This window comes from Bradyrhizobium sp. OAE829, assembly GCF_040546575.1.
Lineage (GTDB): Bacteria > Pseudomonadota > Alphaproteobacteria > Rhizobiales > Xanthobacteraceae > Bradyrhizobium.
On record NZ_JBEPOE010000001.1, the window covers coordinates 790,199 to 805,752 of the forward strand.

The 15,554-nt window shown below is 58.3% G+C and carries 13 protein-coding genes; 7 read left to right on the forward strand and 6 right to left on the reverse strand.

What is annotated here, in order from left to right; translation table 11 throughout:
• Positions 1-218: 218 nt before the first annotated feature.
• A complete protein-coding gene (locus ABIE49_RS03745; RefSeq protein ID WP_502915978.1) occupies positions 219-2,402 on the forward strand; it encodes a lytic transglycosylase domain-containing protein in 2,184 nt (727 codons plus the stop codon).
• Between the two features lie 84 nt (positions 2,403-2,486).
• Here the strand turns inward: ABIE49_RS03745 and ABIE49_RS03750 are convergent, their stop codons facing one another.
• The 3 genes from ABIE49_RS03750 to ABIE49_RS03760 all read right to left on the reverse strand — a co-directional run bounded on the left by ABIE49_RS03750 (position 2,487) and on the right by ABIE49_RS03760 (position 4,741).
• Complete coding sequence (locus ABIE49_RS03750) at positions 2,487-3,110, reverse strand: hypothetical protein (protein WP_192733627.1); 624 nt, start codon at positions 3,108-3,110, stop codon at positions 2,487-2,489.
• On the reverse strand, positions 3,107-3,736 hold the full coding sequence (locus ABIE49_RS03755) for a hypothetical protein (RefSeq protein WP_192733628.1): 630 nt from the start codon (positions 3,734-3,736) through the stop codon (positions 3,107-3,109). Before ABIE49_RS03755 ends, ABIE49_RS03750 begins: the two co-directional genes overlap by 4 nt.
• Positions 3,737-4,495: 759 nt before the next feature.
• Positions 4,496-4,741, reverse strand: a complete 246-nt coding sequence (locus ABIE49_RS03760) for a helix-turn-helix domain-containing protein (protein WP_192733629.1) — start codon at positions 4,739-4,741, stop codon at positions 4,496-4,498.
• A gap of 112 nt (positions 4,742-4,853) precedes the next feature.
• Between ABIE49_RS03760 and ABIE49_RS03765 the strand changes: the two genes are divergently transcribed.
• The 3 genes from ABIE49_RS03765 (at position 4,854) to ABIE49_RS03775 (ending at position 7,179) form a co-directional block, all read left to right on the forward strand.
• Positions 4,854-5,657, forward strand: coding sequence for a YqaJ viral recombinase family protein (locus tag ABIE49_RS03765; protein WP_192733630.1), 804 nt, complete (start codon positions 4,854-4,856; stop codon positions 5,655-5,657).
• Positions 5,658-5,736: 79 nt separating this feature from the next.
• Positions 5,737-5,964 (forward strand): hypothetical protein, encoded by a 228-nt coding sequence (locus ABIE49_RS03770; RefSeq protein ID WP_192733631.1) that lies wholly within the window; start codon positions 5,737-5,739, stop codon positions 5,962-5,964.
• A gap of 30 nt (positions 5,965-5,994) precedes the next feature.
• Positions 5,995-7,179: an ERF family protein gene (locus tag ABIE49_RS03775; RefSeq protein ID WP_192733632.1), complete on the forward strand. Its 1,185-nt coding sequence runs from the start codon at positions 5,995-5,997 to the stop codon at positions 7,177-7,179.
• A gap of 565 nt (positions 7,180-7,744) precedes the next feature.
• Here the strand turns inward: ABIE49_RS03775 and ABIE49_RS03780 are convergent.
• Together ABIE49_RS03780 and ABIE49_RS03785 are read right to left on the reverse strand one after the other, a co-directional pair.
• Complete coding sequence (locus ABIE49_RS03780) at positions 7,745-7,927, reverse strand: hypothetical protein (RefSeq protein ID WP_192733633.1); 183 nt, start codon at positions 7,925-7,927, stop codon at positions 7,745-7,747.
• Positions 7,928-7,979: 52 nt separating this feature from the next.
• The gene (locus ABIE49_RS03785) at positions 7,980-8,258 is read right to left on the reverse strand and encodes a DUF2934 domain-containing protein (protein ID WP_192733634.1); all 279 of its coding nucleotides are present in this window, start codon (positions 8,256-8,258) and stop codon (positions 7,980-7,982) included.
• Between the two features lie 882 nt (positions 8,259-9,140).
• Between ABIE49_RS03785 and ABIE49_RS03795 the strand changes: the two genes are divergently transcribed.
• The 3 genes from ABIE49_RS03795 to ABIE49_RS03805 all read left to right on the forward strand — a co-directional run bounded on the left by ABIE49_RS03795 (position 9,141) and on the right by ABIE49_RS03805 (position 12,642).
• Entirely contained in the window at positions 9,141-9,518 is a 378-nt protein-coding gene (locus tag ABIE49_RS03795; RefSeq protein WP_192733635.1) for an ATP-dependent DNA ligase, read from the forward strand.
• 1,792 nt (positions 9,519-11,310) lie between these two features.
• Positions 11,311-11,547, forward strand: coding sequence for a hypothetical protein (locus ABIE49_RS03800; protein WP_192733637.1), 237 nt, complete (start codon positions 11,311-11,313; stop codon positions 11,545-11,547).
• Between the two features lie 921 nt (positions 11,548-12,468).
• Positions 12,469-12,642 (forward strand): hypothetical protein, encoded by a 174-nt coding sequence (locus tag ABIE49_RS03805; RefSeq protein ID WP_192733638.1) that lies wholly within the window; start codon positions 12,469-12,471, stop codon positions 12,640-12,642.
• Between the two features lie 2,045 nt (positions 12,643-14,687).
• On the opposite strand, the gene ABIE49_RS03810 is transcribed toward ABIE49_RS03805, so the two are convergent.
• A complete protein-coding gene (locus ABIE49_RS03810; RefSeq protein WP_192733639.1) occupies positions 14,688-15,449 on the reverse strand; it encodes a bestrophin-like domain in 762 nt (253 codons plus the stop codon).
• Positions 15,450-15,554 lie beyond the last annotated feature (105 nt).

Consider the following 15,554-nt stretch of genomic DNA (forward strand, 5'->3'; position numbering starts at 1 on the left):
ACGCCGCAGCCGCGATTTTGCCGTGGTGTTGGCGCAAACACCCCGGGACGCGACGTTTTTAGCATTTTGTCCACATATTCAATCAAATAGACCTAAGGCTTGAGCGATTGAGTGATTCGCCGCCGCAGAGGAAATCCGTGACCCGCTCCGCCCGCGCAGCCGCATTGCGATCGACCGCACTGGCGACAGGTCTGGTGCTGGCGGTTGGGCTATTTGCAATGTCGGTGGAGGCCTGGGCCCAGCCGAAGGTTCCATTGCCGAAGCCGCGGCCGATCGCCCGCAACGTGGTCCCCAAGACCACACTTCCAAGCTCCACACCTGCAAGCTCCACACCTGCAAGCTCGACGGCTGCGATCCCGACGCAGCATTCTGCGCCCGCAACGACAACTCCCGCCGCGCCAATTCCAGCACCGGTGCTGGCGCCTGCGACGCGCCAGCACGCCGCCCTGCCCGCGGCGCGCAAGCCCGTGACCGCCGCCGCGGTTGCCGCGACGTCGTCGACCTCGCAGTCCGACAAGGATGCGCTCGAGAACGTCATCGAGCTCGTTCGAAAGCGCAAACCGGGGGATGCGACGCAGGCACAGGCCGCGATTTCAGATCCGGTCGCCCGCAAGCTCGCGGAATGGGTGATCCTGCGCAGCGACGACAATGGCGCTTCGGTCGAGCGCTATCGCGCTTTCGTTTCGGCCAATCCGAGCTGGCCCTCGCAGACCTTCCTGCGCCGGCGCATCGAGGCCGCGCTGTGGGACGACCGCCGCGACGACGCCACGGTCTGGTCGTGGTTCGAAAACGAATCGCCGATCTCTGCCAAGGGCAAGTTCGCGCTGGCGCGGGTGATGATCGGGCGCGGCGATCGCGCCAATGCCGAACGCCTGGTGCGCGATGCCTGGCGGCACGACGGCATGACGGAGGACACCGAAAACACCGCGCTCGATCTGTTCGGCGCCCTGCTGACGGCCGGCGATCACAAGGCGCGGATGGATTTTCTGCTCTATGGCACCGAGCAGGAAGCCGGCGGCCTGCGCGCCGCGAAGCGGCTGGGTGCGGGCCACATGGCCTTGGCCAAGGCGCGCATCGCTGCCAACAAGAAGGGCTCGAACCTCCGGGCCTTGCTGGACGCGGTGCCGCGCGAACTGCACGGCGACCCCGGCTACACCTTTGCCAGGATCCAGCTGCTTCGCCGCGAGGAGAAATTTGCCGAGGCCGCCCAGCTGATGCTGGGCGCGCCGAAGGATCCGGGCCGCCTGCACAATCTCAACGAATGGTGGATCGAGCGGCGGCTACTGGCGCGCAAGATGATGGACGTCGGCGAACATCGCAACGCCTATCTGATCGCGCGGGATGCCGCCCTGCCCTCGCGCGACATCTACAAGACCGAGCAGGAATTCACCGCCGGCTGGATTGCGCTGCGCTTCCTCAAAGACCCGTCAGTAGCCGCCCAGCATTTCGCGCGGATCGGCGTCGGCAGCGTGAACCCGACCGCGCTCGCCCGCGCCGGCTATTGGCAAGGCCGCGCGGCGGAGGCTGCCGGCCGCGCCCAGGAGGCTCGCGCCGCCTACACAAGGGCCGCCGAACAGTCGACCAGCTATTACGGCCAGCTGGCGCGCGCCAAACTTGGATTGCCGCAGATCGAACTGAACGGCGTCCCCCGCGGGCGCGGCGCCGAGCGGCTCGAGATCGTGCGCGCGGTGCAATTGCTTTACGAGCTTCAGGAGCGCGAGCTCGCCATCCCGATTTTCGGCGACATGGGCGAGAACGGCGATCCCGACGCGCTGGCCGGGCTGGGCGAGCTCACCGCGCGCTACACCGACGCCCGCGGCATGCTGTTGCTCGGCAAGGCCGCCCTCAATCGCGGCCTGCCGTTCGACCACTACGCCTATCCCGTCAACGGCATCCCGCCGTTCAAGTCGATCGGACCGGAAGTCGAGCAGAGCATCGTCTACGCCATCTGCCGGCAGGAAAGCGCCTTCAACCAGGCCGTGGTCTCCCCGGCGCAGGCCTACGGATTGATGCAGGTGACGCCGGATGCCGGGCGCTATGTCGCCAAGCGGGCCGGCGTCAGCTTCGACCTCAACCGGATGAAGACCGATCCGGTCTATAACGCCGCGATGGGCGCCGCCGAGCTTGGCGGGCTGCTCGAGGACTATCGCGGCTCCTACATCCTGACCTTCGCGGCCTACAATGCCGGCCGCGGCAGCGTCAAAAAATGGATCGAGCGCTATGGCGATCCGCGCGACCCCAAGGTCGACGCGGTCGACTGGGTCGAACAGATCCCGTTCTCCGAAACGCGAAACTACGTGCAGCGGATCATGGAGAATCTGCAGGTCTACCGCGCGCGGTTCGGCGGCGGGACCAGGCTTCAGATCGAAGCCGATTTGCGGCGCGGCTCCAGCGTCGAGTAGCGCCGTCGCACAGCGACACCAGTTGCCAACCTTCTGCAAATTGGCGAGTGAGTAAGTAAAGGTTTGCCCCGGCTGGCCCTAGAATTAATAAGGTTGAGGGAATGCGCCCGGCTTGGGAATAACGGGTACGACGCAGTTCGTCATAAGCCCCCTCTGAAACATCGAGCGTAGGGCCGCGATAAACCGGGCAAAGAATGCCCTCTCATAACGTTCGACCGCCAAAAGCTCTGGAATAGCGCGGCGAAACGCCTCGGATAAACGCGCCGGCTCATCGGGCGGCAAAGGCAGGGGCGGCTTGATCCGACGCAAACGCGGCATTCTGCCGCCGTTCAATGCCCTGTCGATTTGCCGCATTTCGCGGGTGGTGAAAATAATGGAGTCCAGTTGGTTTAGCCAATAGGAACGATTCAATCGACCAACCAACTCGACGCGCTCGATGAGTGATAACTTGTATTGCGTGACTCGCTCGAGCTCAACAGTGGCCCGAGCGAGGTTTTGAGCGTCCTTGCGGGCCCTTTCGTCAACTTGATAATCCGCGAGCAGGCCAACGACCAGCTCTAATTCTTCCCCGCGAATTGCAGGTAGATCAACAGACAAGCCATGCCGGAACGCATTCGTGCTCGACCGTTTCTTACCCGCGCGCGAGCGCGGCCCAGTGCTCCGAGCTGCATTGCGCCTGTTCGCCTCAATTTGGCGGGCACTGGTCACGCGTCCTGCCCTTTTTCATCGGCCGAGATCCCGTCGCAGTTTCGGCTCTTGTCCATTCCGTCGGTCTGCACATGATCCATTGCCTCACCGTGCGGGATGACTTGGGAGCGAGGACGGAGTTCGTTCAAGGTTCCCAGTAGCTTTATTGTGCGACTTTGCGCGGATGCCCGGAGCCTGTCATTTGCCTGCAGGTCCGGTGCGCGAATTCGGAATGCTTCGGCATCGATATCACTTTCTTTCATCCCGAGCTGAGCCAAACGCTTTTGAATTTCCCGATTTGCCTCCGGATCGCTGAAGTATTTCGATGCAAGACCATTGGTGTCGATACCGTGACAAAAGGATGTCGGCTCAATAAGGTTCTGCAATGCCGGCAAGCTGGCATTGTTTAAGATTCCGGACTCCCAGTTCTGGTGGCGCTCAACCTGCCAAAACCCGTATACGATCAGACGCGCGACCAAGTGTTGAATTGGAGTTTGAGGATCTAGCTCGACGTAAATATCGTTGCGGAACACTTCGAAGCTGCGTTTCGATTCCGAGCGCAAGAGACCCGTCTTGAAGATGCGATCGAAGGGATTTTCCGGCGGCCGCTTTCGTGATGCCGATCTGGACTTTGAGTTATGCTTCATGCTGTTTCTCCCAGTGAAAACGAGCTGCAGCTCGACAGACAACATGGTCTGACAAGATTCCCGATGTACGCCGCTGGGAAGTGGAGAGTGCTTAGCCAAGCTCCACAGTGGCAAAATTCACAAAAAAAATTAACGACCCTCTAACGCATGCCGCCGTCAGGGAGGCGATCTAACGTGGGCTTGCGGACTTCATCGGCAAAGCCGCGAATTCGGTGCGACCTCATTAAGCGCGGTGCAAAAAACGCGTGAGATTGATTCTGCAGAGAGAAATTGGGTTTGTTCTGCAAATCAGGCGAGCGAGCTACGACACGGCGTCGTAGTATTTGCGGTCGCGGAGATTGCGGGGTTCAACCTCACCAATACACTAGCCCTCTGCAAATTTTTTTTGCGTTCCGCGCTAGGTGCTCCCTAACAGGCCAGCCCTGGCTCCTAGCACGTCGCTTTGATAATCTGATTCGCAGAATTCAACGTCGTACTCGGACATGTCCAGCGCGATCGCCGTGCTGGAAAAAAGGACAAGATCCGGTCGACACGCGCAGCACGTTGTTTTGCATTTGTGCGCCCACCTGGCGGGCGCCGCGAGTCGGTACGCTGTCGAGCAGCGTAGACCAACCGCTGCCGGCTTCGGCTTCGACGATAAGAATCGCAACGAACTTTTGCAATCGATGTTGACGAGTGAGTTCGGGAGAACGTCTAGGTTACGCAGGGACGGCTGTCAGAGGCCTTCTTCAAAACCTTCTCCGCTCAGCACACCAGCGGTCATGGTTTAGCACGATGTGCTTTTCGTAAGCGCACGCCGGGACCGCCCCCGTTCTCGTCAATGAACTCCACTCCGGCGGCCTCGAACGCCCGCCTGATTACGTCGAGAGTCGCCCGCCGCGGCTCGCTCGTACCGGCCTCCAACTGATGGACTGTCACGATGCCGATGCCGGCTGAACGAGCAAGATCGTGCTGGCTCCATGCTAGGAGCCCACGAGCTGCTCTGCACTGTGCAGGATTGATCATGCCTCCCCAATGCCGGATTCGTCTCCAATTTACAAAACCATAAAAAATCTATGGACACGTCTAAGCATATATTATATATGTTTATATAATTTTTATATGATGGAGCGCTCCAATGCCCAACCCTAGCGTAATTCCTCACGACCGCCGCAGCTTCATCGGCGGCAGCGATGCCCGGATTATCATGGGCGACGACGAGACGGGCCTGCTTCGGCTGTGGCGGGAAAAGCGGGGCGAGCTGGAGCCCGAGGACCTTTCGAATAATCTAGTTGTCCAGCTCGGCTCCGTGACGGAGCACCTCAACCGGCACTGGTACGAACGCAATAGCGGCCAGGTGATCACTGAAGTGCAGCGGCAAGTGTTTCACCCGAGCAAGAGGTGGATGGCCGCCACCCTCGACGGCAGGGTCGAGGCGACCGGCGCGGTGTTCGAGGCCAAGTTTATGCTGCCGTGGTCGTTCTCGGAGGAAGGGGCAGCGGAAAAGCACATGGCGCAGCTGCAGCACAATATGTGGGTCACCGCTTCCCGAACGGCGGTGCTATCGATCATCACTGGCGGCGGAAAGTGGGTGGAGATGACGATTACGGCTGATCCGCTCTACCAGCACCTGCTGCTCACGGCGGAGAAAAAATTCTGGCGCTGCGTCCAGACCGGCGAGACCCCTCACCTGTTTGGCGTCGAGCCGCCCAAGCCGCGGATCGAAGCGGTGAGGACCGTCGACATGACTGCGTCCAACTCCTGGGCGGAATTTGCAGGGGTGTTTTGCCGAACCCGGGCCGCGTTCCTCGATCACGAAGCCGCCAAAGGCGAGCTCAAGAAGCTGGTTCCAGAGGACGCGAAAGAGGCCAAAGGGCACGGCGTGCGCGCCAAGCGCTCCAAGTCGGGCGCCATCAGTTTTGAACTTCAGGCAGCCGAATAGCCGCCGCCGAGCTTTCCACTCGGCGACATTTTGAAAGTCGGAGCGAAGCCCTCGTAGTAGATTGGACATGGATGCGCCCATGCAGTCGCTCTTCGACTTTGCCCATCTCGACCCCTCTTGCGATCCTCCGGAGGAGTATGTCGCAGCCTTTGAGCTGCTGGCCGCTTTCTGGTGCGAGCTGCGCGCATTCAGGTCCGCCTGCCCGCAGGATGCGTTTCTGGCCGGCTTCACCGCCCATCTGGAAACCGAGCTGGTCGTCGCCGCTCTCGTGTTAGCGGTTCAGGTCGAAGTTCTAACCGCTCGCTAGCGTCATAGCCTTTCCTCAATGGAGTTACCTATGCAACGTGCAAGCCAGTCGATCAGCAATATAGGCGCCGCCCTTGCCAGAGCGCAGGCGGAGATCCAGAACCCGGAAAAGTCGCTGACGGCGACCATCCCTTCGCCATTCCCGCGAGAGGAGAGCCGAACCTTTCGCTATGCCTCGCTGGCAAGTGGACTGGATATCGTCCGAAAATGCCTCAGCAAGCACGAGATTGCGACCCTCCAGGCAACCGCGATCGAGCCTGAGACCGGTCTGATCAAGCTCACCACCACCCTTCTCCATGCTTCCGGCGAATGGGTGTCCTCGGACTGGCCGGTCTGTCCCGTCACCGAGACCGCGGCCCCGCATCGGATGGGCTCCGCCCTCACCTATGCCCGGCGCTACGGCCTCTTTACCCTGGTCGGGATCGCCGGCGATGACGATCTCGATGCACCCGATCCTGGTCCCCAACCGGCGGAGCCAGCCCCCACACACAGGCGGCCGCAATCCAGTACGAACGGCCAGACCCTGCCAGCGAAAACGTTCCAGAACGCCCGCAAGCGTGCCAACGGTGCTCACGTCAGCGTCCTACCGGCAGAAGCATCGGCGACACTGCGGGACCAGCTGCTTGCCGAGCTCGACGGGTTGGGGCTCAAGGACGATCTGGACGCCTGGACCCTGAAAACCTGGCCAAAAGCAAACTCCCTGACGCCTGCAGATGGCGATAAGGTTAGGACTGCGTTTCAGGTCCGGCTCGACCAAATGACGTCGCATGCCGGTATCGCGTCAGGCGAACTGCGACAACCGACGGCCACCCCAGAGGTCCGATCGCGCATTGACAAAAGCGCGCTAACGCTGCCGGAGACCAAACGGCAACGAGACCGGCAGCACCTGCGCTTTGTTGCTAGCCACCCCTGCCTTGTCTGCGGCCGCGAGCCATGTGATCCGCACCATTTGCGTTTTGCACAGCCCCGCGGGCTCGGCCAAAAGGTCAGCGACGAATTTACAGTACCGCTGTGCCGGGCGCATCATCGCGAGCTGCACCGCGCCAGCAAGGAAAAAGATTGGTGGGTGACAGCCGGCCTAGAACCAGTCGGTTTGGCGCGCCAGCTTTGGCTGGAAACCCATCCGCTGCCTGTCGTTCCACCCGTCCAAGACGAAGATGGGGCGCCTAATGCGCCGCCCAGTCGCATGGGCCTGGTCGGGAAACAACTTCCTTGATCTGAAATCATTGATTTGATGGGAGGGAGAGCTCGAACTTGCGACAACCGATTTTGCAACCCTGACCGCCAGCTCAGCCCATCATCGGCGGTGGTAGCTAAAATGAAATTTATTTTCGGCTCTTAGCTCAATGCGCTTCTCGTCCTCCCGCTCATTACTAGTTCGAGTAACGAATTTCTACTCCGTGGGTTGCAGGTTCGAATCCTGCTGGGATCGCCAATATTTTCAATCGGATAGCTGACTTGTTCTCACCAAAGTCGTGTACCGTCGAGTATTGAAGAAAACCCTTTGATATCGGGCTTTCCCGGCTAGTACCGATCAGTCAATGGTACACGGACGGTACACGTCGTTTCAGTTTTCATTCTCCTGACCCGCGGTTCATCGGATCTGCATGGGCGGAGTGATTTTGAATGACCGTCGCGACGCGGTCCGGCTGATGTGCCTGTTAAAAAAACGGCTCCAGCGCGGGGAAGCGACTGGAGCCGTGTAGACCTTAACGCGCGCCAGATATGGACCTTGAGCGTGCTAGGCGTCAGGACACTTGTGAACGTAGGAACCGAGATTATCAAGCCGACCACTTATCTTCTTCGCGCCGGGCTTCGTCATCGTTAAGACGTTCGGCGATGTCATCAGCTACAGCCGGATCATCAGTGTTCGCAATCGGAACGCCGTCTTGCTTCTTGATCTTTTTACCGTCGGCATTCACTGGAAAATCGCCAGGCTTCAGAGGCTTTTTGGGAACTGACATCGCGGACCTCCTCTTGTGCGCAAATCCCTCCGGTCAGGGCGCCACCCAGATTCTACTCGTCTCGAGATTTCCCGCACTCTGCTTCTGCCTGGAGCCAGACCTCCTCGTCCCGGCCGACCGGGCGGCCGTGCTGCTCCCATAGTTCGTGAGCGCGCGCTCTAATCTCTTCCTTAGATCGCCTAGCAGCAAGGTGTTTTTGCAGTTTCTGTCTTAGTTCATCGACCCAAGCGGTAAGGCGCTGATAGGTCGTTTGGTCCGTGACGCGAGACGCTCCGCGGGTCGCCTGCTCGATCTTGCGTTCCAGTTCGCGGGCATCCTCGTTCTGGTCCACGGCTAACCTCCATCAATGGTATGACGAAGTTGGCAGGCAATTGTTCGGTTCCTCACTTAGAAGGACTGGTCGTTTGGAACAGTCGCACCGATCGGGAATTAGCGAAGTATCGTGCCAACCCCGAGCACGATAGACAACCTCCAAGACGGCCCTGGATTTCGTGCACCAGGGCCGTCGCTTTTTGAGGGCGGTCTGAACTTAGCGGTGTTAGGGTGTGTTCATGGCTAGCTGGAGTGCCCGCCGTGAAGGACTATCAAAGCAGTTAGAAAAGCTCAGGACCGACGCGGCCGAATGCAGACTGATTAGCGACCTCGCCACGGACCCGGCAAAGCGGGATCTGTTTGACCGGCTGGCCTTGCATCTCACAACCCTTGCCGATCAGGTTGAACAGGCCTTGCTCCATCGGAAGCCAACCGGAGCTTAAGAGGTACGGTCGCCTGAGGCGATAAAGGCCAACCAGTAAATAGCTAGGACCGCTACCGCTACAACTACGGCCACCAGCGCCCAATCGCGTTTCGTGAGCAGTTCAAGCATAGTTGGTTCTCAAAGGTGGCTAACGTGGCCGTTGCATCCAGATTTCAACAATGCCCAGCATGCACCGAAACCGAATTGCGGTAGGTGCACAAGTGTACAGAACTCTGGTGCTGGGCCGCGTGTCAGATCGATGGCCGATCGCGCAAACGGCACCCGCGTAGGTGCACGCCAACGCGGGGCCGCCAACCCAGTGGGGGGTTTTCTCCCGGTTGGAGGTGTTAGGGGCATACCGGGAGCGCAGAAACGACTCAGACGGCGCCTGATGGTTCCTAACGACTAAGAAAAAGGCGCCGGTATGAACCCGGCGGGCCCGTTTCGATTCGCTGCGCCCTCGCCTAACTAAACCGCATGCGTACCAGTGCTTTCGAACCCTGCATCCCGACCCGCGCCACCAAGGTCCCGACCTCCAAGAATTGGCTTCATGAGGTGAAGCACGATGGCTACCGGCTGATCGTGCACCGCGATGGCAAGCGCGTCCGGCTGTTCATCCGCAACGGCTATGATTGGAGCGACCGTTACCCGCTGATCACTGAGGCGGCGCTCCGCATCCGGTCAACTTCCTTTGTCCTAGATGGTGAAGCCGTGTTGCTTGGCGTCGATGGGATCTCAGAATTCGATGGCCTGCACGGCCGCAAGCACAATGACGAGGTGCAGTTTTACGCCTTCAACATGCTGGTCACCGACGGCGACGATACACGGCAGACTGACGCGACGCCGCTTTCCTGAAGCTTCGAGCGAGGCATGGCACATTTGGTATGACGATGTGCGTGTCGGGACGATCGCCAAAGCGGAGGGGCCAAGGGGTTTCACTTATTGGACCTGGGATTGCGGCTTCAGCGAGAACTGACGCCATGAAGCCGCCTGGACTGCCGAGAAGTATGCGTGCTGGGACCGCGGCGAACGAACCGCTCCGCCACGGCCGCTACCGGGGTTTGTGTTCCGCAACAAAGCCTGACGACCCGGATTGGGTTTCCACCTTTGTTCGCGACTGTGTTCCACTTCCAAAAGCCTGAGTATGGTCCGCTTTCGCCGATCCCACATGGTCATTTTCTCAGATCAGAGAACAAAGGCCGCCGCCCTCAGTTGGCGGCCTCTTTCTTATGGTGGTGGGCTTTGTCGTGGACCTTTAGACGATCGTCTGAGTTTGAGTCTAACCAGCATGATCGGGGGGCACGGAGTTTGGCTATGAGCGCTATTCCCGTTCACGTGCAAAGGCGCTTTGAGCAGCGATGGGCTTCTCGTTTCAATCTGTCAAAGACGACGAAAAAAGCTGAAATCAAACCCATCACCAACGGGGCTGCACCAGCGGCAAACGTCATAGGACAACCCGCCGGCGTGAACCGGCGGACGAGCGTCGAGTTAACGAAAAACTAGCCCTGGGGCCTTCTATGGAAACCTTAGTATTCGCCATCTTCGGAGGCATCATAGTGTTCGTCGCGGTTTACATCGTCGTGACGTGGAGAACGCTTCCGCCCGGCTCGTAAAAGCCCTGGCAGAGCGCCGAGGCTTGAAGTTCAAGCTCATGACTGTGCGTATCCCTACACGCGCTGGCCAGTCAGATTTCGCGGTAGTGCACGACGCTCTAATCGTCAAACTTTGGTGGCGAGGGCATATGGGGCTCTGCTCCGCAGGAACGTTTCCCCGTTGTTACTTATTGATCATTAGGGCATTCGGAGAAGTAATGCAGAAAGAGCGTAATGCTAGTCCGGATGTGGGACTGGGTACAACTGTGCTGGCGATTATGGGCGCAACTGCGTTGGTAGCTGTTCTCTTTCTGCTATCACCGTGGAACGTACCCCAAATCGCCTACAAGTCCGCTCCTAGGGCCATGTATGTGGCTGTACCCCATAGATGAACAAAGAGTGGGTTCGTCGATGCATCGGCGCGGATGTGTTCGCTTAACGACGCGAGAGCGCTTCTATGCCAAAATCTACTTAGAACGCCTTCGACCGCATTCTCCCGTAATCTGCCAAAATGACTCGGAACCACGGTTCCTGGCGCCCGCCACGGTCGCGGGACCGAAGCGCTGGATGCCCTGTCCTCAGGAGAAGCGCATGAAACCGTTCAATCGACCTTGGATCTTCCTGCTAATAGCAGCCGTAATGGCGTGCTCGGTCCTTGCGGGCGCCCGGTATTATTACAGCACATGCCGCGGCATGGACGCGTGCGCGGCTGCTGAGGCGGAAAGCCATGAGCGCGACAAGCCCAGCGAGCCTCAGTAACGTGACCCGCAAGGCGGATACGATGTGTTGATGGCCGACATTTTGTCTATATTCCAGGAATTGGTTGGGTCGGTGTGGTCCTATCCTGTCCCTTGGGTCTGGATTGGATGGGGGACAGTCACACTCGTCGGCCTGTTCAGTGTGGTGGGCGTGATAATTGGCCTTAAAATGAAGCGGCAGGACCGCAAAAATGCCAAAGGGTCATAGGTCGTTGCTTGTCGCTGGCCCTTCACAACTGCTGGCTGCCGCCCAGTCATCGTAATTCTAAGTCCGGCTCAGCAAGGGAGAGAATAATCGTGGCCAAGAAGTCTCTTATAGATAAATTCAAAGAGTTCGTAGAAGCATCTACCGAATCTAACGTACCCATGACGGGGCGCGAGATAGCAAAGACTAAGGCGAAGAAAAAAGCTAAAACCTCCGCTGTTAAGCGCGCAACAGCTTCGAATAAGAAGGCTAAGAAAACTACCAAAAAATCAACGAAGAGACGTTCTAAAAAAAAGAGCAAGAAGGCAGGGAAGAAGTCAAAGCGGTGATCACAAATTCACGGTCGAACAAGGAGCGAACTAATGGCCAAGGGTAAAGACAAGCCGTCCAAGCAAACAAAGAAACCGAAGTCTGACAAGCCGAAGGGTCAGGCTCGTCGTATCAGCAGGAAAAGACGAGCGGCAGAAAGAGCTAGTCTGGATTGAACGCTGAAACCGCCCGCAGCGTGCCCCCGACCTTCATCCATCCGGCACCGGCGCAGGAACAGGCGTTTCTGACCGCGCTGGCGGGCATATCACGGCCTCACGAGCCTTCGTATGCGAAATGACGAAGACGCTATCGTCTGGGCAAAGCAGTCTGCAGACGGGCACGACAATGAATTATGGAGCGGCGAACGCTTCGTGATCCCGCTGGACCTTCGGACGAAGTAAGGCCACCTCAGTTGGCGGCCTCTTTTCACACCCACGACGCGCAGTAGCCCCAAGGGCTTGATATTTGCCGTAGATGACCGGCCACGCTTCAATGTGGCATGCCCGCCCTCACCCGCCGCCCGCACCCCGAACGCTACGACTGCTGGCACGTCTACTAAGGTGACGTGCAGGTCGGCACGATCGCGATCCGATCCAGTCGAGACTACCCGTCAAAGCCAAGCAATGGAGATGAGACGTCGGCTTCTACCCGGCGTCACATCGCGGTTGTTCTCGCAGCGGCGACGCGCCAAGCTTCGAGGAAGCTCGGGCCGGCTTCGAAGCCGCATGGAAAGACTATCTCCCGCGGTGCACCGAAAGCGACTTTGCCGAGCATCGCCGCCAGCGAGCCTGGACAGCACGGAAATACGCTATGTACGAAGCCGGCCTACCGCTCCCAACGCAATCAACCAGTGGACAGGCGCGCTGTTTCTGTGGCGCCACGATCGATATGGCGGTAACCGACCGTCACGTTCATGATGCGCATATGGATTCGCAGCCCGCATGAAATTCAGCACTGACCGCCCCTATTCCGATCCTGAAAGGGCCGCGCGCAAACTGCTGGATATCGCCAACGCGACCGAGCCGGTAGACGGAAAGATTTACATCGAGAAGATAAACGCGCCGATGCTGTACCAGGAGCGCGCCACCCCGGCCGGCGCCGACCTGTTCGCCTGAGAACGCGAAAAGCCGCCCCTTCAGTTATAGCACGCCCACAAACGCGAAAACGATCAAGATTGCCGCTCCCACCGCTAGGATTATCACATCAACTGTTATGCGTCGCTTGGCAGATTCGGTCATGGCTGAACCCTCCATCCACGGGAGACCGCGTTGTCTGACCTATCGCGACTGAGCACTGTGCGTCAGCTCACATACATATCGAGAAGGTTCACTGAGGCGGGTGCCGATCTGTTGGCCTAAACCAATGACGCGGTCACCTGCGCTTCAATCAACGGGCCATTTCTGTTCAAAGAAGGCGCCAGCGGGGCCGAATACAAACCCGGCCTAGATCTAGCGTCATGATCAGTTGGACAACCTCGCGCTCGATGTCGACCATTGCGGACTAAGCCATTCATCAACGCCAACCAAACGAACGGCCAATTTGGCGCAGCATCACTGATACCAAATGCCAGTAGTGACCATTATAAAATTCGTAGTCGATCAAAAAGACGACTCCAGCCGCAACGGCAACAATCCAAAATACTCTCATTAGCAATGTCCCCGATTAATGATGGTGACAAGCAAAACAACGAATGAAAGTGGCAACGGCGGCCCTAGTGTGTCTCCAATTCAATGCGGTTGCACTCGTAGCAACCGAACACCTTGATTAACGGCTTGGTCCCAATAGCTGGCAGCTTGCCGAGCGGCATCATCTCAGCGCGACAATTCTCGCACTCGCGAATTTTCGAAATTGATTCGATCACCTTGCGACGATGCGCGCCAAACGAGTCGGAACGATGAAGATTCTCTCCGTAGGACTACGGCTGCGTAGCAAGTAGCGCGGAACTCATTCGTTCCGAAATAATGTTCAAAGTGAACCAATACCGGAGAACTGCGGCCAATCCGTATCCCGCCCCGCCAACCGGGGTGGCAAAAAGAGAGGCCCGTTTCCCTGAGAAGAGAGCGGGCCTTTCTGGCTAGGTCATCAACCGCCAAGAAGATGACCGGTGCTACTGGTAGGCCTAAGTTCTCAGTTCTTTACGAAATTAGTGACCTGCCCATTCGATAAACAACAGGCGGCCTTACTCGGAGTGCAGAGCGGCTTTCTGCGCTTCGTGTTCAAGAATCAATTGCGCAATACCGTCTAGCGTCTGCTGATCCAGCATCCGGCGACTTACGTCCCGGAGGTGCGCAATCTTGACATTGATTTCGTCGCATGTCTCACACATGGCCCGGCTCCGTAATCAGGCGGGAGCCAACCGGGCCACCTGTGGATTCTGACTCAAAGTCAGAGCAGTTTCGTTCCAGGCGAGCCTTCGATCGGAGGCTAGTACGTCGTCACTTCAATTAGCGCGCAACGGGAACGTCCAGTTATCATCGATCTGACTGGTGACCGGAGGATACCGATGGATCTACATGTTCGCGACATGCGACTTGAGGAAACGCCACTTGCTATCGATTATTTCCATTCATCGACGCCCGAGCATTGGAGATGCTTGGAGTTGACCCGATACGCCTCCCCCAAAGGAGGTCTGGGCATCCTTATTCAGATCCCAGTACGACCTTCCGCTCGGCGGGCGGAAAGCTTTCTTCGTCATTTGGTTGATGGATGGGCGTCCGGTTGGATTCTCAAGTTGCGACAAGATAATATTCGGCAAGCAGGCAAATATGAATTTGCATGTCACCGAGCCAACGCAGCGACAGCAGGGGAAACGGTACACAATGCGTCCGCTTAAGCGTGGATATCTATTTTCCCGCGCTGGAGATCAGTCATCCGTTCTGTGAACCGAACGCATTCAATATCGGTCCAAAACCGGACCTTACAACGGGCTGGCCTCAAGTACGTTAAGACGCACATGACTGTCCCCGGTCTTATGAATTTTTATCAGGCCATGAATCGTTGGCTTTTCGAACGGCCCGGCACCGCGTGCCCCCCACTTCCGGTCTAACCCAGAAGCAGACGCAATCGGAGGTCGTCGGCATGTCTCGAAAGTGCCAGAGACGGGAGTATCCTGCAGATGTGCAGGTTCGAGGTTAGAGCGCTGGATGCTCGTCGGATGGCTCTAGCGTGCGCCGAGCGAGTTCTCCAGACTTTCCAGATTTTGCGGCCTAACCTCAATCAGACCATGACGAGGTGCATCGATATCGGCGATCAGAAGGAAGGCAACCGAAACAATCAGCGGCAGCACGAACAGCAGCCTTGGCTCTGCTCTGCTGCTTCGGTGGCCCATCAACGCGTTGGAACATAGCGCGATGATCGCCATGAAAAACCACGCGGCAGTGGGAATCCGATTCCAAAACGCTGCCTGCGCAAAGCCTTGCGAATTAATTACATCGTTCATCCCGGCGATTGCCAGCGCCTCGACGGGCGTCGGCTGGGCAGCCGACGATCTGCGGACGGCAGACCAGAGAGCGGCTTGCAACTGGGTCGTCCGTTCGGCCAGTTGCTTGCGTTGATCGTCGTCCTTGTTGAGGTAAAACTGGATGCGCAGGCGCGTGTACTCTTCAAGGAGCTTGCGGACGTCTGCGGCATCGGCGGCGGGAAGAAAATCGGCGCGCAGTATTTCGGTTCCAATGGCGTTTGCTTCCGCCTCTTCGAAATTCTTGCGCTGATCATAACGATTGGCAGCCATCGAAAAGCTGAAGCCGATGATCAGGCTGAGCAACGTCAGGGTAGCCGCAAGGATGATACCAAGATGTTCGTTCTGCTCGTCGTCGGCGGTCGGATAACGCTTACGGAGCCATGATGCTGCGACCGCGACGACTGACAGCGCCACGAAGGAAACAGCGAACAAGAGCAGCGGGTAGTGCGTTAGATTTTCCATGGCTCGGTCGGCAAAATGAAAGGCCCGACCTGCGCATTCCGGCCGGGGCCCGCTGGATGGATTTCCAATGCGAAACCGCACGAGCAGCACGCCACGCAGTTGATC